The sequence below is a fragment of the Rhodopseudomonas sp. RCAM05734 genome (genome assembly GCF_052658035.1).
The window spans coordinates 3,672,113-3,695,079 of sequence record NZ_CP199742.1 but is presented as its reverse complement, the minus strand read 5'-3'; the positions used below and the strand labels follow the sequence as shown (position 1 = coordinate 3,695,079).

At 63.9% G+C, this 22,967-nt stretch carries 18 protein-coding genes and 2 pseudogenes; 8 read left to right on the top strand and 12 right to left on the bottom strand.

Going from position 1 to position 22,967, the window contains the following annotated elements; all coding sequences use genetic code 11:
- Positions 1–43 precede the first annotated feature (43 nt).
- Positions 44–2,692 (top strand): autotransporter family protein, encoded by a 2,649-nt coding sequence (locus ACUXVA_RS17355; protein WP_445487240.1) that lies wholly within the window; start codon positions 44–46, stop codon positions 2,690–2,692.
- A 306-nt stretch (positions 2,693–2,998) separates the two neighbouring features.
- Here the strand turns inward: ACUXVA_RS17355 and ACUXVA_RS17350 are convergent, their stop codons facing one another.
- The 4 genes and pseudogenes from ACUXVA_RS17350 to ACUXVA_RS17335 all read right to left on the bottom strand — a co-directional run bounded on the left by ACUXVA_RS17350 (position 2,999) and on the right by ACUXVA_RS17335 (position 8,322).
- Positions 2,999–3,382 (bottom strand): hypothetical protein, encoded by a 384-nt coding sequence (locus ACUXVA_RS17350; protein ID WP_445487238.1) that lies wholly within the window; start codon positions 3,380–3,382, stop codon positions 2,999–3,001.
- A 1,021-nt stretch (positions 3,383–4,403) separates the two neighbouring features.
- Positions 4,404–5,759, bottom strand: a pseudogene (locus ACUXVA_RS17345) (PAS-domain containing protein); the annotation flags it as partial.
- A gap of 707 nt (positions 5,760–6,466) precedes the next feature.
- Positions 6,467–7,648 (bottom strand): patatin-like phospholipase family protein, encoded by a 1,182-nt coding sequence (locus tag ACUXVA_RS17340; RefSeq protein WP_265079185.1) that lies wholly within the window; start codon positions 7,646–7,648, stop codon positions 6,467–6,469.
- 161 nt (positions 7,649–7,809) lie between these two features.
- Positions 7,810–8,322, bottom strand: coding sequence for a YcgN family cysteine cluster protein (locus tag ACUXVA_RS17335; protein WP_265079186.1), 513 nt, complete (start codon positions 8,320–8,322; stop codon positions 7,810–7,812).
- A gap of 283 nt (positions 8,323–8,605) precedes the next feature.
- Between ACUXVA_RS17335 and ACUXVA_RS17330 the strand changes: the two genes are divergently transcribed.
- From ACUXVA_RS17330 to ACUXVA_RS17320, 3 genes are read left to right on the top strand one after another with little or no spacing between them, the layout of a single operon-like run.
- Complete coding sequence (locus ACUXVA_RS17330) at positions 8,606–10,891, top strand: transglycosylase domain-containing protein (RefSeq protein WP_445487235.1); 2,286 nt, start codon at positions 8,606–8,608, stop codon at positions 10,889–10,891.
- 7 nt (positions 10,892–10,898) lie between these two features.
- The gene (locus ACUXVA_RS17325; RefSeq protein WP_265079187.1) at positions 10,899–11,477 is read left to right on the top strand and encodes a DUF1214 domain-containing protein; all 579 of its coding nucleotides are present in this window, start codon (positions 10,899–10,901) and stop codon (positions 11,475–11,477) included.
- Positions 11,474–12,052: a DUF1254 domain-containing protein gene (locus ACUXVA_RS17320; protein WP_265079188.1), complete on the top strand. Its 579-nt coding sequence runs from the start codon at positions 11,474–11,476 to the stop codon at positions 12,050–12,052. The genes ACUXVA_RS17325 and ACUXVA_RS17320 overlap by 4 nt, the downstream gene beginning before the upstream one ends.
- A 39-nt stretch (positions 12,053–12,091) precedes the next feature.
- On the opposite strand, the gene ACUXVA_RS17315 is transcribed toward ACUXVA_RS17320, so the two are convergent.
- Entirely contained in the window at positions 12,092–12,865 is a 774-nt protein-coding gene (locus tag ACUXVA_RS17315) for a hypothetical protein (protein WP_265079189.1), read from the bottom strand.
- 16 nt (positions 12,866–12,881) lie between these two features.
- Positions 12,882–13,088, bottom strand: coding sequence for a hypothetical protein (locus ACUXVA_RS17310; RefSeq protein WP_265079190.1), 207 nt, complete (start codon positions 13,086–13,088; stop codon positions 12,882–12,884).
- 242 nt (positions 13,089–13,330) lie between these two features.
- On the opposite strand from ACUXVA_RS17310, the pseudogene ACUXVA_RS17305 reads away from it, so the two are divergent.
- Positions 13,331–14,300 (top strand): annotated as a pseudogene (locus ACUXVA_RS17305) (DUF2336 domain-containing protein).
- A 50-nt stretch (positions 14,301–14,350) separates the two neighbouring features.
- On the opposite strand, the gene ACUXVA_RS17300 reads toward ACUXVA_RS17305, so the two are convergent.
- The 3 genes from ACUXVA_RS17300 to ACUXVA_RS17290 are packed head-to-tail and all read right to left on the bottom strand — an operon-like array spanning position 14,351 to position 17,261.
- Positions 14,351–14,695 (bottom strand): DUF1491 family protein, encoded by a 345-nt coding sequence (locus ACUXVA_RS17300; protein ID WP_265079192.1) that lies wholly within the window; start codon positions 14,693–14,695, stop codon positions 14,351–14,353.
- Positions 14,696–14,728: 33 nt separating this feature from the next.
- Positions 14,729–15,433 (bottom strand): peptidoglycan-binding protein, encoded by a 705-nt coding sequence (locus tag ACUXVA_RS17295; RefSeq protein WP_265079193.1) that lies wholly within the window; start codon positions 15,431–15,433, stop codon positions 14,729–14,731.
- Complete coding sequence (locus ACUXVA_RS17290) at positions 15,426–17,261, bottom strand: PAS domain-containing sensor histidine kinase (protein ID WP_445487231.1); 1,836 nt, start codon at positions 17,259–17,261, stop codon at positions 15,426–15,428. The genes ACUXVA_RS17295 and ACUXVA_RS17290 overlap by 8 nt, the downstream gene beginning before the upstream one ends.
- A gap of 420 nt (positions 17,262–17,681) precedes the next feature.
- Here ACUXVA_RS17290 and ACUXVA_RS17285 point away from each other — a divergent pair, with 420 nt between their 5' ends.
- Together ACUXVA_RS17285 and ACUXVA_RS17280 are read left to right on the top strand one after the other, a co-directional pair.
- Complete coding sequence (locus tag ACUXVA_RS17285) at positions 17,682–18,074, top strand: DUF5330 domain-containing protein (RefSeq protein ID WP_265079194.1); 393 nt, start codon at positions 17,682–17,684, stop codon at positions 18,072–18,074.
- Between the two features lie 98 nt (positions 18,075–18,172).
- The gene (locus tag ACUXVA_RS17280; protein ID WP_265079195.1) at positions 18,173–18,601 is read left to right on the top strand and encodes a SufE family protein; all 429 of its coding nucleotides are present in this window, start codon (positions 18,173–18,175) and stop codon (positions 18,599–18,601) included.
- Between the two features lie 8 nt (positions 18,602–18,609).
- Here the strand turns inward: ACUXVA_RS17280 and ACUXVA_RS17275 are convergent, their stop codons facing one another.
- The 3 genes from ACUXVA_RS17275 to ACUXVA_RS17265 form a co-directional block, all read right to left on the bottom strand.
- Positions 18,610–19,242: a DUF6456 domain-containing protein gene (locus ACUXVA_RS17275; protein ID WP_445487228.1), complete on the bottom strand. Its 633-nt coding sequence runs from the start codon at positions 19,240–19,242 to the stop codon at positions 18,610–18,612.
- 184 nt (positions 19,243–19,426) lie between these two features.
- Positions 19,427–19,840, bottom strand: coding sequence for a MucR family transcriptional regulator (locus ACUXVA_RS17270; RefSeq protein ID WP_265079196.1), 414 nt, complete (start codon positions 19,838–19,840; stop codon positions 19,427–19,429).
- Between the two features lie 188 nt (positions 19,841–20,028).
- Positions 20,029–20,904 (bottom strand): DUF308 domain-containing protein, encoded by an 876-nt coding sequence (locus ACUXVA_RS17265; RefSeq protein ID WP_265079197.1) that lies wholly within the window; start codon positions 20,902–20,904, stop codon positions 20,029–20,031.
- Between the two features lie 371 nt (positions 20,905–21,275).
- Between ACUXVA_RS17265 and ACUXVA_RS17260 the strand changes: the two genes are divergently transcribed.
- Positions 21,276–22,925: a glycosyltransferase family 39 protein gene (locus ACUXVA_RS17260; RefSeq protein ID WP_265079198.1), complete on the top strand. Its 1,650-nt coding sequence runs from the start codon at positions 21,276–21,278 to the stop codon at positions 22,923–22,925.
- The last annotated feature ends 42 nt before the right edge of the window (positions 22,926–22,967 follow it).

Below are 22,967 nucleotides of genomic sequence, written 5' to 3'. Positions count from 1 at the left end.
CCAATGCATGGGGGATGCGACGAGCCGGCGACAGCCGGATGACATGCGCCCCACGAGTCCCGACGGAACCCGAATGCTTCGAGTACTTCTAGTCGGCGCGTCGGCGATCGCGCTGACGGCGTTATCCGCGAGGTCTGCGTCGGCCCAGGTGAACTGGACGGGAAACACCAGCACTGACTGGATGCTCGCGACCAACTGGGCCTCAGGCGGCCCTCCCGCCGCAGGTCAAACCGTCAACATTGGTGTTCTCGGAGCACCGCCGACCAGGGACGCGGTCCTCGGCCTCAGCGGTCCGGTCAGCGTTTCGGTGGGGACGACGAACATTGGCAATAGCGGCGGAACGGCCGGCAATCTTACGATCCAGAATGGCAGTACGCTGACAAGTACAGGTCAAGCCCGGATCGGAATTAGCGCAACAGGAATCGGAACCGGGACGGTGACCGGACCGGGATCGTTGTGGAACATCACCGGCGGCAATTTCTTCGTCGGCTTTCTCGGTGTCGGCACGCTCAACATTCAAAACGGCGCGAAAGTTACAGTAGGATCCAGTACGACCCTAGGCAGCGGCGCCGCCTCTTCCGGTACGCTCAACGTCAGTGGCGGCGGCACGCTGCAAACCCAGTCCTTGCGGGGTGGAACCGGCACGGTCCAGGCCAGTTTCGACGATGGTATTCTCCGGGCCACAGCGAGCAACGCGACCTTCATCAATGGATTTTCCGGCACCAAGCTCGATATTCTCGCGGGTGGAGTAACAATCGATACTAATAGCTTCACCGTCGGCACCGACGCGACGTCCGCTTTCACCGGCACCGGCGGCCTGACCGTGACGGGCGGCGGCACTTTCAACCTGCTGGCGAGCAGCTCCTATTCCGGCGCAACCTCGATCCAGTCCGGCAGCGGCCTCGCGCTTGAGGGCGTCGGCGCCATCGCGAGTTCCAGCAAGGTAATCGCGAACGGCGCCTTCGATGTCTCGGGTATCACTGCGGCCGGCACCAGTATCCAGAGTCTGGCGGGAAGCGGCACCGTGGCGCTGGGCGCCAAGAACCTGACGCTGACCAACGCGAACGACCTGTTTTCCGGCGTGATCTCCGGCACCGGCGGGCTGACGCTTAGCGGCGGCAAGCAGACCCTGTCAGGCGTCAACACCTACACCGGCGGCACCACGGTGAGCGGCGGCGCGCTCGCCGTTAACGGCAGCGTGTGCGGCGCCATGACCGTTCTGGCCGGCGGCACGCTGCAAGGCACCGGCACGGTGTGCGACACGTCGAATGCCGGCATTGTGGCGCCCGGCAATTCCATCGGCACGCTCACCGTCGCCGGCAACTACACCGGCAACGGCGGAACGCTGCAGATCGAGACGGTGCTGGGCGGCGACGCTTCGCCGACCGACCGGCTTGTCGTCACCGGCAACACGGCGGGCAGCACCAATGTGCGGGTCACCAACCTCGGCGGCACCGGCGCGCAGACTGTCGAAGGCATCAAGATCGTCGACGTCGGCGGCGCCTCCAACGGGGCGTTCGCGCTGCTCGGTGATTACGTGATCCGGGGCCAGCAGGCGGTGGTCGCCGGTGCCTATGGCTATACGCTGCAGAAGAACGGCGTCAGCACGCCAACCGACGGCGACTGGTATCTGCGCTCCAGCCTGATCAATCCGCCTTCGGCGCCCGGTTCGGCACCGGCGGCGCCTGCGGGGCCGCTCTACCAGCCCGGCGTTCCGCTTTACGAAAACTATGCGCAGGTGCTGCTGGGCATGAATGAACTGCCGACGATGCAGCAGCGCGTCGGCAACCGCTATTGGGGTGGCAGCGATGCCATGGCGCGGATCGGCGAGGCGCCGGCGCCAGGCGCAGCACCGGCCGCGTCGACGGCGTTCTGGGGCCGTATCGAAGGCGGCCAATCGAATCTGCAGCCGTCCAGTACGACGGGCGCAACCTATCGGGCCGACCAGCTGAAGGTGCAGACCGGCCTCGACGGTCTGCTGATGGAGACCGAGCGCGGCCGGTTGATCGTCGGACTCACCGGGCAATATGGCCTGACGACCGCCAACGTCGCATCGGTCTCCGGTGATGGCCGGATCCGCGTCGAAGGCTCCGGTGTCGGCGGCACGCTGACCTGGTTCGGCGACAACGGCTTTTATGTCGACGGCCAGGCGCAATCGATGTTCTACCGCAGCGATCTGTCCTCGGTGCTGACCGGAATCATGGCGCGCGGCAACGAAGGCGTCGGCTATGCGTTCAGCGCCGAAGCCGGCAAGCGATACGCCGTCGGCAACGGCTGGTCGCTGACACCGCAGGCGCAACTATCCTATTCGAAGGCAGAGTTCGACGGCTTCACCGACCGGTTCGGCGCGACGGTGTCGCTGCGCAGCGGCGACAGCCTGCTCGGTCGCGCCGGACTTGCGCTCAACCACCAGAAGACCTGGAACGACGGCGCGGGCATCGTATGCTCGGATATTTACGGCATCGGCAATCTGCGCTACGAGTTTCTTGACGGCACCAACGTCGATGTTGCCGGCACCGGCCTGGCCAGCGCGCAAGACCGGCTGTGGGGCAGCATCGGCGGTGGCGGTACCTACAGCTGGGCCGATGGCCGCTATGCCGTGTTCGGCGAAGTGTCCTACAATGCGAGCCTGAACGACAGCGCGAACAGCCACAGCTATAAGGGCAACGGTGGCTTCCGCGTCACGTGGTGACTTCGCGCCGACCTGAAGAACGGTGCAGCTCACGCGGCAATACATGCATGACCCATTCTCCGCGCGAGTACGCCGGCATCAATTGCCATCTGAGATGAGTTCCCTAATGGGTCATTCGCGTCGATTTGGCAATGTATCGATGACTTCCGCCTTATCCCAATAACCAGACATTCCCACGGCCGGTTGGCACTTCGCAAAAGTGCAATGAACAGACAAGGTAGAAATAAGCTCAGAACAGAACGAGTGATACCCCAGCACCAAGTTAGCTACTGACCTTCTGCATATGCGGTTCACTAGGGCACGCCGTTAGCCGGCATTGAGCTGGCGTGCTGCCGCTTCAGCGGTGTCTTCTGGGCGCGTGTTGAATGCGATTTTTGCGCCGGGTGCTGCTTTATGAACGGAGTTGACCACCATCTCGAACAGGGCCAAGCTTTTTGGCGGAATCCTAAGGCCGCCACCGATCACGACGCAGTCATAGGCAGCCTCCTCCAGCTTTTTTTCAAGCATATCGCGCCCGGCTTCATCGGGTGTGATCATGCAAGTGTCGCCTTCCCATCCGCGTTCTCCGATCTTCGCCACGGCCACGGCAATGCCAGCGTTAATCTTCTCCGCATCGAAACCTGGCGGCAAAGCCGGGTCGGAGAAGTCTACGGTTTCGGGCTTTTGGCCGACGAACAATATACGCGTCATATGTTTTCTCCGCCATTCGGTCGCTTTCAAGACTAGCTCGAGTATTTAGCGATGTCCGTACCGGGTCAATCGCGTCACTCTGGCTGTGCGCCGATCACTTCCAGTCTACCCTCAACTCCGGACAGCCGCTGCAGCGCAGTAACGACGCCTTGTGCCAAAAAGAGACAAAAAGCAGATTGCCCGAAGAGGTGCGATGAGCGTCAATTAAGGTATCTTGGATGACTATTTCCAACGAGACGATTTACGCGAGGACGGATGCCGAACGAACGTGTCACCAGTAGCGACAACTCTGCAACCAAAGCAGAAATAGTTGTTGTCTTCGTGGCTCTGACCGCAATGATAGGATTCAGCTACTTCATCGCCCGTTACGCGGCTTTGAACACGCTTCCTGACCCTGCTTTCCGACATCTCGTGACGCCTGAACCGACGAAGCCCCTATTTAAGACAGAATATCTATACGTCCCACTCCTATGGCAAATCGTCGCGTGGTTGGGCGTGGGTTCTTCACTCTTGCCCTTCAGCATCCAAGAATCGTGGCTGCTAATGACGCTCCGCCTGAGCAGGCCTTCGCTTTATGGCCCATTGGTGCTCTGTTCAATTATGTCGGCCGCAATATACTCGCACTCGTCAAACGCCCTGCGCGCGGCATCGGCAACTGTTCCAATCGATCATTCTAGCTCGACTTCATCCCCCGATAGCCCGAAGTGATGCAGGTCCGATTTGGGTCATTCGCGTCAGGTTCGCATCGGCAACAAGTTTGGCGACGTCCGTATTGCGCCGGAAGCGGAACAACTCCATAGCGGCTGCACAGCTTGGCGGGTTGATGGCGCTGCCCGGCACATGATTCAAGTTCCGAGAGGGGACAGCGCGTGGTATCGCGGCCTGCCGCGGCCCGCGGCAGCTTGTGCGCCGTCCCCGCCTGCCTATCACGGCGCGGACATGGCCCTCACACCGCCGACGCCGGATACGGAAATCCCGCCGGCCGCAGCAACGCCGGGTTGACGTGCGCGCGCAGCTTTCACTTTTGAAGCGCCTCGCGCAGATCCTTTTTGCGTGACCTCCGCTCAATGTGGTTGGCCGCCATGTCCGGATGAAAGATCCGGAAGCCGTTCTTGCCGGCGGCCTTCGTCGCATAGAGCGCAAGATCGGCCTTGCGCAGCAGCTCCTGCGGATCCGTCACATCGCCCGGCAGCAGCGAGATGCCGATACTCACGCCGATGCCGATGGGATAGCCGTCGATGGCGATCGGCGCGGCAACGGCCGCAACAATCCGCGATGCCAGCGCCTCGATAGCAGGACGTTCGTCGCCGTCCAGCATCTGGACGATCGCAAACTCGTCGCCGCCGAGACGGGCGACGAGGTCGGTCTCGCGCAGGCAATCCTGCAGCCGGCGCGCCACCGTGGCGAGCAACTGGTCTCCTGCCCCGTGCCCCAGCGTGTCGTTGACATTCTTGAACCCGTCGAGGTCGAGCATGAACACCGCCACCTGATCGCTGATCCGTCTCCGCTTGCAGGCGATGTCGTCGAGAAACGCGGAAAACTGATATCTGTTGGGCAGGCCGGTGAGCTGGTCGTGCCCGGCCAGATAGGCGCTGTGCCGTTCGGCACTGGCGCGAACCGTAATATCTTCATGGATGGCGAGCCATCCGCCATCCTCCAAGGCGTGCCGGGTGATCGAGATGACGCGCCCGTCGGACAGATTGTGGTCCTCCGCGGCATCGGAGACGGCGGCGTCGGCGAAGTATTCGTCCGGCGTCAGCAAGCCGACGCCTTATCTCTTGCCGGTTTCGCAACACGTCCACCAGCCGGGTTCCCGGCCGCACATCCTCGATCGCAAGACGATAGATTTCCGCATAGTTGCGGTTTGCCATGACGATCCGCTTCTCATGGTCGAAAAGACAGACGCCTTGCGACATGGTGTCCATCATCACATCGAAGCGTTCGTTGCTGCGACGAAGTTTCCTGGCGTCCTGCGCCAGCCGCAACGTCATCCGCCCGACGATGACGCCCAGCAAAGCAAGGATCGCAACGATCACGACGGTTTCCACAACGCGGCGCACGGTGTCGCTCCGCCACGGCGCCAGCAACTCGTCCATCTGGATGCCGACGGCGATCACGATGGGATAGGTCTGCCCGACCCGATAGCTGGTCAGACGTTCGACCCCGTCGGTCGCGGCAGAATATTCGGCGCTTCCGGACGGTTTGCTCCTCATCAACCTGACGACGTTGCTATCCGCCATGTCGCGTCCTGGATTGGATTCGAGGAACGGCCGCCGCACCAGGAGCTTGTCGCCCGACACCAGCATAATGGCGCCGCTCTTTCCGATCTCCAGCCCGTCGTAAAAGTCCTGAAAATACGCCGGATTGATTGCCGCAATCGCCACGCCGCCGAAACTGCCGTCCGGCCGGTTGATGCGCCGGGTCACTGGGATCAGCCAGCCGGGCGTCGTGCGACCCTCGATGGGGCTGCCGATGCGCATGTCCTTGTCGGCATGGTCCTGATGATAGATGAAATAATCGCGGTCTGAAAAATTCGCGACTAAATTCTCGCCGCCCGTATTCACGACCATCCTGCCGTCGCGGCCGACCACGGCGAAGCTGGCGAACAGCGACGACTGTTTGACCTGCCGAACCAGGAAGTCCCTGAGGCCGGGACTGATGCCGGTTGGGGCTGGACTGCGCTCGATCTGCGACGTGATGGCAGCCAACGAGGCATCGGCCGTGCGAAAGGTGAGCTCTGCGTGCTGGACCAGCGATATCGTGAGGTTGGCAGTCTCCTTGCGCGCAGTGGCGAGCGTTTCTTCGCGAGAGTGCGCAATGTTGAAGAACTGCATAGCCACCAGCGCCACGCATGCGACCACAACGAACGCTGTGGTTGCGACGGTAGCGGAAAAGCGCGGCGCGTTGCTGGATACTGACTTCGGCCGCGTCGACATGGTCCCCGGTGGTCTCGTTGATTCCCGGCGTCCATACTACCAAAACGGTTCGGCAACCAAGTGTACTAAATGCAACGTGCGCGCCTTTACGCGGCGTCCGCTGCATTCTCGCTCACAGCATGCAATGGCAGGTCACGAAACCGTACCATCACACCGCAGACGCAGGATAAGGAAATCCCGCTGGCCGCGGCAACGCCGCGTTGACGTGCGCGCGCAACGCCGCGTCGCACACCGCATAGCCCCAGTTGATCAGCCGGTTCTGGGTCTCGTCGTCGAGCCGCTTCAGCCGCGTGGCGATGCCGGCCAGTTCCATGGTGCGCGCGTGCGGACACGGCAGCGCGTCTGGCAATTTGTAGTTTGCGATGTCGGTGCGGATGCCCCAATAGGCGCCCTTGCGCGCCTCGTCGCTGTCCGGCTTGCTAGCCTGCAGCGTGAAGGAGTCGATCACCTGGCGGGTGCGCAGCGCGCGGACCTGGCTGTCGATCATGTTGAGCACGCGATAGGCATGCTGCGCCCAGTCGCGCTTGGGCTCCTCCTCGGCCTGCATCTTGCCGCCGGCATCGGAGACCAGCACTGTCTTGTACGACTTCCACACCGTCTCCAGCCCCATATTGTCGTAGACGCCGCCGTCAGTGAGCACCACCTTGGTGGTGAACGGCGGACGCTGCAGGTCCATGCCGGAATTCGGCGTGAAGTCGCTGTCCTTGAGCCGCAGGTCGCATGGCGACAGCACCGGCGGAAACGCCGACGCCGCCGCCACCGCCCGCGCCAGCGGCACCGTCGGGTTCTTCACCTCGCCGACGCGATAGTCGCGCATGAACGGTTTGGAAAACCGCCACAGCACGCCGGACTGCACATTGGTGGCATTGATGACGAAGCGCGGCGCGTCCGGCAGGTCCTGCAATGTCGCGCCCTTGAACAGCGCGTCGTCATAGGCGCTGGCGATGCGGTCGCTGACGGTGCCGGGCAGCAGCACGCCGAAGATCACCGATTCTTCGTCGATGGTCTCGCCGGCCAGCGCGCGCAGCGGGTCGACGAAATGCGGAACGAACTTGCCTTTGATATCGGGTGCCGCAACGGCGAGCTTGTTCCAGACAAGGCCGAGAAACGCCGCGGTGATCGAGCCGCCCGACACGCTGGAGATCCGCGCGATGCCGTCCTTGCCGAACATGCCGACCTCGTACAGCCGCCACAGCACCCCGATGTGAAACACCATGGCGCGGTAGCCGCCGCCGGACAGGCACAACCCCGGCAGGTCCACCAGCGGCTTCCTGACCTCGCCGGGAATTTCCTTGACGGGGGAATTTGCGGCAACGGGAATATCGGACATCGAACACCTCCCTGGCGCGATCGCCCGCGCGCCGCGCGCGTTCGACCTAAGGGTGTATTTCTGCCGGATACGTTAGAGGGCAATGGACGGACTGTGAAGTGGACTGGGACGCTGTTACCTCGCGCCGCATCAGACCTCCGCATCAAGTCTTGGCGTCGGATCTACGCCGGCCGCTTCTTCAGCTTTGCGAGCCGTGGCAGCAAGGCCGGCCAGGACACGATGTGGTCCTGCAACTCGGCATCCGGAATCGTGTCCTCGGTGCCGACCACCCGGCCGCGCACCGACACCCCGGCTTCATGCACGGTGGCCGGGCTGCCGGAGATCAGCGGATGCCACCAGTACAAATCCCGCCCCTCGGCCACCAGCTTGTAGCCGCAGCTCGGCGGCAGCCAGTTCAGGGTGCGGACATTCGCCGGCGTCAGCCGCACGCAATCCGGAACCTGGGCCGAGCGATGCTCATAGTCCTTGCAGGCGCACAGCCCGGCATCGAGCAATTTGCACGACACATGGGTGAAATAGATCTTCCCGGTATCCTCGTCCTCGAGCTTTTCCAGGCAGCAGCGTCCGCAGCCATCGCACAGGCTCTCCCACTCGGCGCCGGACATCTCTTCCAACGTCTTGGTTTTCCAGAACATTTCTGCCTGGGGCGATGGTTTTGGCGGCCGCGTGGTCATGCCGTGTCGACGATCCGTGCTGGGGGCGAAACGCCCTTCTATGAGGTGTGACAGGCACTTCGCAAGCATGATGGTGCGCCAGCCGCCGCAAAAGCCGGGGAGACGTTAGTCTTGCCCCGCAAAATCCCTGCAGCGCCATTGGTTTATCGGGTGGCCTCGGCTAGAAGTTGGGCGGCACTCCCGCGGTCGCAAAAGCGCCTTGGGTTTGCCGCATCACTTCCGCAAGACGTCGCAGCGCGGTTCCCGATGGGGGGGCCTGCCGACCAACCGACCAAGGGCCCCGGTGCGCCAGATCGTGCCATCCGCATGGAAGACAAAGCTCCGGCATTTCCTGCTGGACTTCGATGCGCGTATCGACTCGACGCTGTTTTCCTCCGGCGTCGGGCTGCGCGAACTCTGGGAGCGCTACTCCACCTTCATGGACCGCTTCTATGTCGGTCGCTGGAAGCGCTGGGTGTTCATCGAGCCGCTGTCGGAAATGGCTACCATCGGCCTCGGCGGCCTGGTGCTGATGCTGGCGCTCGCGCAGCCGGCGTTCCGCGAAACCGCCGATGACGACTGGCTCAAGAAATCCGATCTCGCGGTGACGTTCCTCGATCGCTACGGCAATCCGATCGGCAGCCGCGGCATCAAGCACAACGACTCGATTCCGCTGGAAGATTTTCCGGACAACCTGATCAAGGCGACGCTGGCCACCGAAGACCGCCGCTTCTACGACCACTTCGGCATCGACGTGGCCGGCACCGCGCGCGCGCTGGTCACCAACGCCCAGGCCGGCGGCGTGCGCCAGGGCGGCTCCTCGATCACGCAGCAGCTCGCCAAGAACCTGTTCCTGTCCAACGAGCGGACCATCGAACGCAAGGTCAACGAAGCGTTCCTGGCGATCTGGCTCGAGACCCGCCTGACCAAGAACGAGATATTAAAACTCTATCTCGATCGCGCTTACATGGGCGGCGGCACCTTCGGCGTCGACGGCGCGGCGCATTTCTACTTCAACAAGTCGGCGCGCGACGTCAATCTCGCGGAGTCCGCGATGCTCGCCGGCCTGTTCAAGGCCCCGACGAAGTACGCGCCGCATATCAACCTGCCGGCCGCACGCGCACGCGCCAACCAGGTGCTCGATAACCTCGTCGATGCCGGCTTCATGACCGAGGGCCAGGTGTTCGGCGCCCGCCGCAACCCGGCCACCGCCGTCGATCGCCGCGAGGAAGTGTCGCCGAACTATTATCTCGACTGGGCTTTCGACGAGATGCGCCGGCTGGTCGAGACGTTTCCGAAATCCTACACCGAGCGCGTCTTCGTGGTGCGCACGGCGATCGACATGAACGTGCAACGCGCGGCGGAAGCCGCGATCGAAAACCAGCCGCGCCAGTTCGGCCGCGACTATCATGCGACGCAGGCGGCGACCGTGGTATCCGATCTCGACGGCGGCGTGCGCGCCATGGTCGGCGGCCGCGACTACGGCGCCAGCCAGTTCAACCGCGCGGTCGACGCGATGCGCCAACCCGGTTCGTCGTTCAAGCCCTACGTCTACACGACCGCGCTGCTCAACGGCTTCAAGCCGACGTCAATCGTCGTCGACGGCCCGGTATGCATCGGCAACTGGTGCCCACAGAACTACGGCCATTCCTATTCCGGCGCTGTGACCCTGACCCAGGCAATCACCCACTCGATCAACGTCGTGCCAGTGAAACTGTCGATCGCGCTCGGCGGCAAATCGCCAAATCCAGCCAAGGCCGGCCGCGCCAAGATCGTCGAAGTGGCGCGCCGCTTCGGCATCACGGCGCCGCTGCTAGACACGCCGTCGCTGCCGATCGGCTCGGCCGAGGTCAGCGTGCTCGAACACGCCGTCGCCTATGTCACCTTCCCCAACAAAGGCAAGTCGGTGACGCCGCATGCGGTGCTGGAAGTGCGCACCGGTGCCGGCGATTCAGTTTGGCGCTTCGACCGCGACGGCAAGAAGCCGCTGCAGGCGATTCCCGCTTCGGTCGCCGCCGACATGGCGGGCATGATGAGTCACGTGGTCTCCGAGGGCACGGCGCGTCGCGCGGCACTTGACGGCATTCCCACCGCCGGCAAGACCGGCACCACCAATGCGTATCGAGACGCCTGGTTCGTCGGCTACACCGGCAACTTCACCTGCGCGGTGTGGTACGGCAACGACGACTATTCCTCGACCAACCGGCTGACCGGCGGCGCCATGCCGGCGCAGACCTGGCACGACATCATGGTCGCCGCGCATCAGGGCGTCGAGATCAAGGAAATTCCCGGCATCGGCGCCGGCACCAAGTTGCCCGCCACTGCCGCCGCTGCCAACGTCGCCTCGAGCGCGCCCGATGCCAAGCCCGGCCCGCCACCGATCCTGACCCGGCGCGGCGCCGATATTCTCGTGCGCGTCGAAAAGTTGCTCGACGAAGCCGGCAAGACCGCGGGCACCACTTCGTCCAGCGAACCGGCCAAGCCGCGCGCGTCCAGCGCGCTGGCATTTCCGGACAGCTTTGCCTCGGCCACCCCCGAAGCGCCGTTGGCCGTGGCCACACCGACGGCGCCCTCGCCGCGCAAAAAATGATGCACACGTGCGGCTGATATTCTTCACCCTGCTCGGCCTGATCGTCGCCGCCGTTGTCGGCCTCGGCCTCACCTGGATGACCGCCACGCGCGGCACCGATCTAGGCACGCTGACCATTGGCGCGTGGACCGCAAGGCCGCGCACCGGTACCAGCGAGATCGATCCCTATGCCCGTGCTTCGATCGCGCGATCCGGCGAATTGCCGGTTGGCACCGGCGACGGCATCGCCTTCACCGCGACCACCGACGACAACAAGCGCCCGCTGGACGGCCGTTGCGATGTGGTCGTCGGCGGCGTCACGCCGCCCGCGCGATTCTGGACGCTGTCGCTGTACGACACCAAGGGACGCCTGGTGCCGAACTCGCTGCAGCGCTACGGCTTCACCAGCCAGGAGATCGTCCGCCGCGCCGACGGGAGCTTCGAGGTGCGCATCGCGTCGCGCTCGCGCGCCGGCAACTGGCTGCCGACCGGCGCGCTGGAACGCTACGTGCTGATGCTGCGGCTCTACGATACGCCGGTCGGAGTGGCGACGCGCACGCAGCGCGATGCGCCGATGCCCTCCATCGCCACGGTAGGCTGCCCATGATCCGGCTGTTGTTCGCCATCGTCGGCGGTATCCTGCTTGGCGGCGTGGTGCACCTCGTCAGCGTGCTGGCATTGCCGCGGATCGCAACGCAGGACGCCTATTCGCGGCTGACGACCATCACCAAGCTGAATGCAGTGACGCCGCTGCCGCCGACCGAACCGGGCAATACGCTGCTGCCCTTCATGGATCCCGCCTTCGCGGTTGCCGTGTGCCGCTACGACCTGTCGAGCGGTCCGATCAAGCTCGCGGTGCCTGTCAGCCAGTCCTACACCTCGGTGTCATTCTATACGCGCAGCGACGTCGCTTATTACGCCATCAACGATCGCTCGGCCGGCCGCCGCGTCATCGAGCTCGATCTGATGACCGAAGCGCAGCACGCGGCGTTGCCGGAGGATGAGGACGTGACGGCGGCTGACCGGCTGATCATCGACGCACCGACGGCCGATGGCCTGATCGTGCTGAAGGCGCTGGCGCCCGAACCCGGGCTGATGGCACAGGCGCAGGCCTCGCTGGCCGCGGCGAGTTGCCGGGTGCAGACCGAACCGCCGACGAAGACCGTGCCGGGGAAGCGATAGCACAGCCTCACGCCCCGGAATGACCGCGTGTGACGCCCGCTAACCCTTGCTCACCACGCCGGACCGCCCCGACCGCCCGATGGCCACGCTCGCCGTCTGCGACGACAACTCGCCGATCAGCATGTCGACATTGGCTGCCATGTTGTCCGGCGTCTGGATCACCAGCCGTTCCAGCGCCCAGCGATAGGACGATACCCGGCGCTGCAGGCATTGCTCGACCCACTGCACGATCAGCGCGTTTTCGTCCATCCGTGCGATCGCGTCGGCGCGTTCGCGGGGCGACAGGCTGGAAACCAGATTCAAGCTGGCATTGCGTTTTCCGTCCAATTCGATGACGCGCGCCGCATTGGCGAAGAACGGCTCGAACCGCACGATGTCGTTGCGGACGTCATCCGCCAGCGTTGCGTAGCGCGATGTCGGCGAGCGACGCGGTTCGTCGATCAGCAGCCGGCCATAGGCGGTGCGATCGAAGACCGGCGCCTGGCGCCATGGTGAAGGTAGTGGCTTGTACTCGCCGAAGACATTCTTCCACAGCGGTCGCGAATGCGGCGGCTCGATCAGCGGATAGGCCAGATCCCGCATCAGGCGTTCGTTGTCGGTCAACTGGAATTCGGAGGAGCGTAGTCCGACGCTTGCGGTGGCCTCTTCGCCGATCCAGCGATGCATGTTGTCGCTGAGCGCGTCCTGGCGCACGCGGCCGAAATCACCGCCGCTGCAGCCGGCGAGCAGGACGCTCAGCACAAGCGAAATAGACAGAAGTGGTGCAGGTATGAGCCGAGGCCGTATCCGGATCGGTGACGTCGTATCCGGCATCTGAAAGGGTCCGGTGTCAGGAACGTGCGCGGCGGCGACGGCGGCGCCCCGGTGCGGTGCCCTCTTCCGGGCCGCTGCCGTTGGTGCCATCGGTGTCGCGTTCGATGCGGACGACCGGAAGGATCACGATGGTCGCGCCGCCTTCGCGGGCCGAGCCGACACCCGCATTGATGCCCGGCCGTCGTGCTGCCGCATCCACCGGGAACTTGATGATCGTGCTCATTCGTTGTCTCCGCGCCGCTTCGCCAAAAATGGCCGGCGCGACTTCATCTAAGAGCGATCATGGTTAATGCGGTCTTAACGGCCCATACCGTAACCCTCCCCGCGTTGCTGAAATCTCACCCTGTTTGCAATGTCGAGCAGGCTTCGCCGTTGTCCCCTGACGCCGAGGCGCATGGTTAACGGCGTCTTAAGCGGTGGGGCGTAAAGTCGTGTCAGGTTTTCCCTCCGTAAGCGTATCGCCATATGACCGCACCTCCGATGTTTCCGGGTTTCGACGGGTTGATGACACTGTCTCGGCGAGAGGGTGTCGACATCCGCCCGACCTTGCTGCGCGTCTTGACCGACCTTTACGTCCAGGCCAACACGCACAGCATCGATGAAGAACGGCAATTCGTGGAGTTGGCGTCGCGTCTGATCGATCAGGTCGACGATGCCACCCGCGCAGCGGTCCGTGCCCGGCTCGCGATCTACCCGCGCACGCCGGTGGCCATCATGCAGCAGCTCCGGCTTCATGCCCCGGCACCGGAGCAGCGCGTCCCCCTCGCTGCCAGCATCGCGCAGCCGGTTGCGCCGGCCGTCGAACCCAAGCCCCTGACGGAAACGCAGCCGCGCATGTCGACAACCATGACGATGCAGCCGACCGACGCCGCCGAAATCAGCGACATGTTTTTCGCAGGTACGGCCAGTGAGCGTGCGCAGATACTGTATAGTCTGTCAGACAAGCCGCTGAAGCCGGCCGCACGCATCCCCGCGGCCCGGGCAGCCCGCGCGCTGCACATTCTGGAGATGGCCGCCTTTGCCGAGGACCGCGACAATTTTGCGCGCGAATTGGGCGACGCGCTACTGCTGCCGTCGCAGGTCGCCGATCGGGTCGTCAGCGATCCCGGCGGCGAGCCGCTGGCCTGTATGGCCAAGGCGCTGGCGATGCCCAGCGACATGTATCAGCGCGTGCTGATGTTCCTCAACCCCGAGCTCGGCCTCGTCGGTCCACCACGTGTACCGGCTGTCGCGGCTCTACGATATCCTGAGCGAACGCTCGGCGCTGATCATGGTCGCGGCATGGCGCGGCGCCAACATGGCCGCGACCCGCACGAAGTACCGCCCCGCGCTTTATGACGATGAACGTCAGCGCGCGCGGTCGGCACCGGCCCAAGCGCGCCCCGCCGTGCAGCCGGGCGTGGACATCACCCGGGTGCGCAACGGCAGAAAATAGCCGGGCTGAGGCGACTTCCGCCTCGCCGTCGGCGAATGCAAGGAAGGTCGCTACGGCTTCGCCAGATCGAGGAAATGCCGGCCTGCCTTGTCCTCGATCTCGACGATCCAGACGTCGGGATCGAATGACATCTCCTTCATCAGCCGCTCCTCGATCTTGCGCTCCTCCACCGGCTGTGGCGGTGACGGCATGAAGATGCGTTCGATCGGACGGCTGTCGTCATAGACGGTCTGCGGCGCGGGCGCGTACAGCATCGCGTTGCCGTTCATCAGCGCCACCTTGACGAACACGGCGCCCGCCTCTTCGGCGCCACGCCGGCGCACAGCACCGAATACACCTTCGGACTGGCAGCGGCGCAGATACGCGGCCACCCATATGGACGATTTCAATCTCATGGCGGGGACGATAGGCCAGCGAGCGGATCGACGCTAGTCGATCGGCCGTCCTGTCACGGTGCCGAGCTCGCGCACCAGCCGGTCGGACATCTGGCCCGTCACCGGCAATTTGCGCTCGCGCTCGAAGCGCTGGATGGCGGCCTGGGTATCCGAACCGACCGTGCCGGTTGCCTTCAACTGGCCGTAGCCATATTCCGTCAGCGCCCGCTGCACCGCCGCCACGCGGCGCGAGTTGACGATCAGATCGCCGAGCGGATCGTGGCGAGCGGCGTTGGGAATCGGTGCCGGCGGGCGCGCCACCGCAACCGAACTCGGCGGCGGCGTTGCGGGCTTCATCACATTGGCTATCGGATCGGTCGCGCGCGGCTCCACGGCCTTGGGCACCGCCTTGCCGTCGACCGATCGGGAATCGAGCAGACGCGCGTCGAGCGACTTTGCATCTGGCTGCGCGCTGGCATCTAGCGGGCGTGGTTTGGGCAACGGACTCGTCAACGGCGCAGGCAGCGGAACGGTGACGCTTGAGCCGAACATCGGCGACGGATGGCGTCCGGCCTGCAGGAAGATCGCGTTGCCAATGATGGCGGAGACGGCAGCAAAAGCGACCGTTCCGGCCACCATGTCCTTGGGGCTGTGGAGCAGCATGCGCAGGAAGATGCTGCGCTCCGTCGGTTCTTCGATCGCGAGCGATCCGCGACCGCGCTGAGACTTGGCTTGCTTGGGAGATGCTGCTTTAGGCACTTTTCTTCACCTGACGGGTGTGGTCGGACGGCACGTGACGAACCGCGGGCGTGAGCGTTGCGATATTGCTCGCGGGTTCAACCGCCGGCGCGAATTCCAGCGGCAATGCGATGACGACGGTGGTGCCTTCGTCGATGCGGCTATGCACCTGCATATCACCGCCGTGCATGCCGACCAAACTCTTGACGATCGACAGGCCGAGGCCGGTGCCTTCGTGACGCCGCTGATAGGTCTTGCCGGCCTGGAAGAACGGGTCGCCGATGCGCTTGAGATCCTCGACGCCGATGCCGACCCCGGTATCGGTCACGCGCAGGATCAGCCGCGACGATTCCACGGCAGCGGTCACGCTGACGGTTCCACCGCGCTCGGTGAACTTGATGGCGTTGGACACGATATTCAACAGGATCTGCTTGAACGCGCGCGGATCGCCGTTCAGCTCCGGCAGATCCTGCGGCGCATCGGTCACCAGGTCGATGCCGTTCTCGCGCGCCTTGAGGGCCAGCAGATTGCAGCAATTGATGATCGCCGGACGCGGGGCGAACGGCTCCGGCGTGATTTCGAAGCTCCCGGATTCCATCTTTGACATATCGAGAATGCCGTTGACCACCGACAGCAGGTGCTGGCCGGAATCGTTGATCAGCTGCGCGTATTCCTTGCGCCTGGCTGCATCGATCATCAGCACGTCTTCCTGCACGATCATCTCGGAGAATCCGATGATGGCATTGAGCGGCGTGCGGAGTTCGTGGCTCATCGTAGCCAGGAAGCGGGTTTTGGAAGCATCCGCGCGTTCGGCCTCGGTGCGCGCCAGCGCCAGCGCCTCTTCCTGGGTCTTGCGGTCGGTTACGTCGCGCATCACGGCGACGACTTCGACGTCCTGAGGCTCAACCGGTCCCGCCCCCTGCTCCAGCGGCCGGCAGCGCATTTCAACCCAGATGAATTCGGCCGACGCCACACGCCCGTCGGCGCCGCCGCGACTATCACGCCGCAGCCGGAATTCGACGCTGCGCGCCACGCCGCCACGCGCGGCGTCGGACAGCGCAGTGAGATAGGCGGGACGGTCGGCCACATGCACGCGATCAAACAGGCCATGCCCGAGCAGCCGCGCCGGCGCTTCGCCGATCAAGGCTTCGACAGCCGGCGAAATAAACTGAATGGCGCCGTTGCGGCGGTGACGTGAAATCACGTCGCTCATATTGCGCGCCAGCAAGCGATAGCGATCCTCCTCAACATTGAGGAGAGATACGCCGGTGCGCGCCAGCGACTCGGCGCCGAAAGCCAGACCGGATGCATACAACGTGGCGGAGGCGATACCGAATGCGGTGAACACGCCATGCGCGACCGCGCCTGCCTCGGACACCGGCAGCAGATGCGAGCCGCTCAGCACGATCAGGATAGAGACGCAGGCCAACGCCAACGCGGAGGCAAACGCGACAACACGACGTGACGCCGACAGCGCAGCCTCCAGCGGCACCACCACCAGCCAGATCGCCGCGAAAGATTCGATGCCACCGGTGGCGATGGCAATCATCATCAACAGGCCGGCCAGAGCCAGCGAAGACAACAGTTGTGCGCTCTCATAGCGACCGGTGCGCGACAGGAAATAGGATAGCAGGATCGGCGCGATCAGCCACGCAAAGGCAGCGACCTCGAAAGCGCTGGGTGCACCGCGCAGCGCCAGGTACACCGGAAACGCAGCGAACGCCGCGAGGCTTCCGAGCAGTCGCGGCGCCATAAAGGCACGATGACGTGCACTCGTCAGCGCATCGTAGCGCACAGACGGATGCACTAATGCATCGAGACAATCGCGGAAGATGTTCAATACGGTCACGGTTCTCGCGCTTCGGCCTGCTCGTCGTGTCAGACGTGCCGGAACGCCTCCTTATCGTTGCCTCACCGTGTCAGAGCGAAATTAAGCTAACGCTAAAGCCGGACGCCCGATTCCGAAACCAACGCCGCTGACGGCGGTTTCGCGCGCTGCATCGCGTTCATTCAGCGCAGATGGTGAACGACAAGTTTCCGGCGCCCTCTCGCTATGGTTTCGAAAGGGTGCATATCGCGGCGACGCGCACAGACGGCTGGCACGCCCGGCAATGAAAAATTTACGGCGAATCCATTGATCGGGATTTTACGCAAATTTTCGACGTTTTAACCGCACCTCAAACACTTGCGGTTTATCGACGCCTGTTAGTCAGGACCAGATTGCGAAACTAATCGCAACCGGACGAAGAGAAGTTTACGGGGTTGCGCGATGTTTTTCCTGCTTCGCATGGCGTTCTGGCTCGGGCTGGTGCTCGTGCTGTTGCCCAGAGAGAAGACGCCGGAATCCGAGAAGCTGCCGCAGGTCGGCGCGTCCGAAGCGGTGTCGGCGGCATCTGCCGCGGTGTCCGATATGAGCCAGTTCTGCAAGCGCCAGCCTGCAGCCTGCGAGGTCGGCGGCCAGGCAGCGACAGTCCTTGGCCAGCGCGCCCAGGAGGGTGCCCGTAAGCTTTACCAGATCATCACCGACAAACGCCCGCCCGACCATACCGGTTCGATCGGCGGCATGGACGGTGCCGAGCAGGATCCGACATCGACCGTTCCGGACACCCTGATCCCGGCCGATCTGCAGGCGGAATGGCGCCAGCCAGTGGCTGAACCGTAGCGGTCGTCAATCGGAACATTTACCGGAATAGCGCGGTCCGGCGGTCGCTTTCGCGCCGCCGCGCCCCTATATAGGGCCAGCAACAGATGCAGGCCGCGATGACGATTGACGAAATCAAAGAGAACTTCTCACTGCTGGACGACTGGGACGACCGCTATCGTTACGTCATCGAACTCGGCCGCACCCTCGATCCGATGCCCGACGCGGAACACTCGGCCGCCAACAAGGTCAACGGCTGCACCAGCCAGGTCTGGCTATCGCGTCAGCTCGCGCGTACCGATGCCGGCGAGCCGGTGCTGACCTATCTCGGCGACAGCGACGCCCACATCGTGCGCGGCCTGATCGCGATCCTGCTGACGCTGTATTCCAACCGCACCCCGCAGCAGATCCTGTCGTCCGATCCGCTCGCGGAGTTCGATGCGCTCGGCTTTCGCGAACACCTGACGCCGCAGCGCTCCAACGGCCTGCGTGCCATGGTCGAGCGTATTCGCTCCGATGCCCGCGAGGCGCTCGCCGCAGCGTCCTGAGCGCCCGTTCAGCCGCTTTCGAACGCCGCATCCTCCGCCAGCCAGGTGCGGATGTCAGCCTTCTCCCGCCCCCTCGCCTCGCGCAGGAAACCGTAGTGCCGCGCCAGGCGATCCAGCGCCAGTTGCAGCACCACCTTGGCCGATCGCGCCGGCCAGCCGCGCTCGCGTTCGACATCCTCGATGCCGCGCAGGAAACAACAGACATCCATCAGTAGCCCCGCAAATTCCGGGCCGCACGCCTCCATTGCCATTTTGACGCGCTGCCGCGCGGACATCATGCGCTCGGTCATCTCGGCCGCATTATTGCCGCCCCCTTTCGGACGACCGCCGGTCGGCGCCGCCCAGTTGGCGGTGACACGCGGCGCCATGTGGCCAAGGGTGAAATCCGCGCGCAGGCGTTCACCCGCCAGGAACTGGTGCGGGCTGATCATCGCGTGGCCGTCGCGCCCCTTGCGGCGCGCCAGCCAGGCCAGCGGGCTTTCGCTGTCGTTAACGAGGACGCTGTCGAAACCGGTCTCGGTCGCGATCTGGCGCATCGCGAGGCTGAGATGCTGGGCGCGGAACCCATCGATGGGTTCGGCGGTCCCGCTTTTCGCTCGCCGCAGGGCGGCCTTGTCGCGGTTGCGATCGGAAGCGGTCATCGGCGCCCTCCTTTGAAGGCATTGCCGGTCATTTCAATGTGGGGGGGTACGTTCACTGTCATCGCCGACCTCCTGTGGAAGAAATTATTCCCACGAGTCGGAAAGGATGTCTATCCTTATTATTGTTTATTTTCCTAAATCGCACGATCCGTTCGAACCAGCGCCGTGAACCTCGAGCGAACGGTTACTTCCGTCGGCGCCTCTGCTGGCCAAGACCCATCTTCTTGGCAAGTTGCGACCGGGCCACCGCATAGTTCGGAGCGACCATCGGATAGTCCGCCGGCAGGCTCCATTTCTCGCGATACTGTTCCGGGGTCATGTTGTACTGGGTCCGCAAATGACGCTTCAACGACTTGAAGCGCTTGCCGTCCTCGAGACACACCAGATAATCGGCGGTCATCGATTTCTTCAGCGATACCGCGGGCTTTGCCGGCTCGAGCGGGATTTCCGGGCGACCGCTGGCGACCCGCAACAGTGCGGCATGGATCTGACCGATCAGTGCCGGTAGGTCGGAGGCCGGCATCGGATTGTTGCTGACATAGGCCGACACGATCGTTGCGGTGAGATCGATGAAGGTTTTGCCGGCAGGGTCGGTCATGGCATCAACTCTTTCGCGGATCCGGGCGGTGTCGGGACGGTGCAAGCCGCACGAACGGCTTGATATACCAGCCGTCTCTTCTTGGCGAATAGGCGCGCAACGCGCTCAGCATGGCGATACCAAATGCTTCGACCGCAGCGTCTCATCCAGCGCCGGATGTCGTCACGATCAACGGTCGAACGACCGCATCAGGCGCGCTGATCAAGATGCTCCCGCAGTTCGTCGATGGACGCGAACCGCATCATACCCTCCGGCATTTGCGCCTCGATCGAGCCGTCCGAATACAGCGAATAGGCCATGCCATCGACAACGCCGGATTTCAGCACCGTCACTTCGGCTGCAGCGTCGTGGCGCGGCGGCGCGGGACTTTCGGGCGGCGGTACGGCCTCGGCATCCCGGAAGGTAGACGGGCTCCGGGACGTGGTACGCCGCGGAGAATCGGGCCTGGTGCGGTCGATTTGCGGCCAGGAATCCTCGAACGTCGGTCGCGAGGTGTCGGCAGCAGTCGTCTCCGGGGCGAGGGTCGTCTGATCGCGATCGGATGTCTCTGACGCCCGTTCCGAGGCCGCCCGCTCGCGTTCGCGGCGCGACGATGAAAACAGCAGGTTGCGCCGTTTGGGTTCGGCCGGTTCGGCGGGGGTCTCGACCGGGGGACTGCTGCCCCGCGACCGCTCGCGCAGCACTTCTTGCTGCCATGGCGGCGCCGCCGCATCCCCGGTGGCAGCGCGCTCGACGGCGGATTGGTCGCGACTGAACAACGGGCCCTCCTCGGAACTCCGCTCTTCCGTATCCGCTTCCGGCCCGCCGGCGGCCCCGCGAACCGGAGCCTCCCGCTTTGACCGCAGGCCAACAGCCCGGTCGGCGGGCACAAGCCCCTGCGCCAGGGTCTTCAACTCCCGGATGACCGCCGCCAGGCTGAGCATGATCAAGCCGGTGCAAACACCAACGGTACCGGTCAGAATCAGCGTATTGCCAAAGCCAAACTCCTTGACCGGAATTCCGAAGCCGATCGCCAGCAGTCCGGCCAGAATGACACCCATCCCGGCAAAAAAGAGCACAATCATCGTCCGAATCCCCCCGGCGGCAGGCTGAACGAGTCTGTCGCCGACGCCACTATACCGTCATATATGGCTTGCTGCAGCAAACGGCAATTTGCGTTCACAACTTGTACGGGTGCCATTTGTTAATTATTGCGGCCATTCAGCAATCGTTCAAATATCATGCGTTATTCCTGACCGTGGTGCGGATTGATGTCGCCAACCGCACGCCACGCGAGCAACGATTTGACCTTGTCCGTTTTGGTGCAACGCACTAAGAATTTTTAGCCACAATTCTCAATTACTTAAAAAGAGAAGTGCGCTATATGGATGCCGGGGAAACGAGGCTCAAAGAGCGCTGAAGCTGAGCCACTGGGGACGCCGGGTTACCAATAGCCATGTCATCCATTACGACTTCGGCCATCGACACGCCGCTGCGGCGCTCGATGGAACGGACTTGCGACGACCTTGCCATGCTGACGCTGGCCGTTGTCGGCATCATCGCGGGCTTTACCTTCCGCGACTATGGCCTCGGGTGGGACGATTATACCCACGCTGAATATGCCGACCTGCTGTTGAAGATGTACGGATCCGGTTTCCGGGATACCGGCGCGCTCTCGTTCGCCAACCTCTACATGTACGGCGGCGGTTTCGACATGGCCGCGGCGCTGCTGCACAAGATCATTCCGCTGGAGCTGTTCGAGACCAGGCGCCTGCTCGGCGCCATCGTCGGCGTCATCGGCCTCGCCGTCACCTGGCGCCTCGGCCGCCGCGTCGGCGGTGCGGCGGGCGGGCTGGCGACGCTTTTGCTGCTCGCGTTGTGCCCGACGTTTTACGGCCACATGTTCATGAACCCCAAGGATGCGCCCTTCGCCGTGGCGATGGTCATCCTGATGCTCGGGCTTGTCCGGCTGGCGGAAGAGTATCCGAAGCCGTCGCCGCGCACGATCCTGATCGTCGGTCTCGGCGCCGGCGCCTCGATCGGCTGTCGCATCCTCGGCGGGCTGGCGCTGGTCTACGCGCTGATCGGCTTCATTCCGCTGCTGCTGGAAGAACTGCGCAGCCACGGCCTGCGAAACGCCGCGCGCCGCTTCCTTCACATGCTTTACGTGCTGTTGCCCGGCCTCGCCTTCGGCTACCTGGTGATGGGCCTGATCTGGCCGTGGTCGATCCTCGAGCCGGCCAATCCGTTTCATGCCCTGAGCTACTTCTCCGCCTTTTTCGAAAAGCCGTGGAAGGAAATGTTCGACGGCGCGATGATCTCGGTGCCGGACATGCCGTGGTCGTATCTGCCGACCCTGTTTGCGCTTCAGCTTCCCGAAGTGCTGCTGTTCCTGACGCTCGGCGGCGTGGTGATGACAATCCTGTCGCTGTCGCGCGACAGCGTGCCGGCGCGGCGCAAGACCATTCTGTTGATGCTGACCATGGCCGCGATGCTGCCGTTGTTGATCGCGATGGTGAAACGCCCTGCCCTGTACAATGGCATTCGGCATTTCATCTTCGTGATCCCGCCGATGACCGTGCTGGCCGGCGCCGCCTTCGCCTGGGGCATGGACTGGCTGCGCATCAACCACCGCGGCGCACAGGCCGCCGCCGTCGCCGTGTTCGCGTTCGGTCTGGCGTTGCCGGCGGCCGAGATGATCCGCCTGCATCCCTACCAATACACCCACTTCAACTACATCGCCGGCACCGTGCGCCAGGCCGACTCGCTGTTCATGCTGGACTACTGGGGCCTGGCTCTGAAGCAGGCGTCCGACGCGCTGAAGGAAGAGATCATCGAGCGGCAGGAACACCCGCCCGCCGGCCGCAAGTGGAAAGTCGCGGTGTGCGGCCCGCAGCGCCCGGCGCAGGTCGCACTCGGTCCCGACTTCACCATCGGCTGGGACAGCCACGCCGCCGACTTCGCCATGACGCTCGGCGAATTCTACTGCAAGGGCCTGACCGCGCCGGTGATCGCCGAGATCAAGCGCGACGACGTGGTGTTCGCCCGCGTCTACGACATCCGCGGCAGCAGCATTTCCAGCCTGCTGGCGATCCCGGCGCCGTAGGCGACCCTGCGATCGTCTGCACGGTGCGTCAGGCGTCGCGCG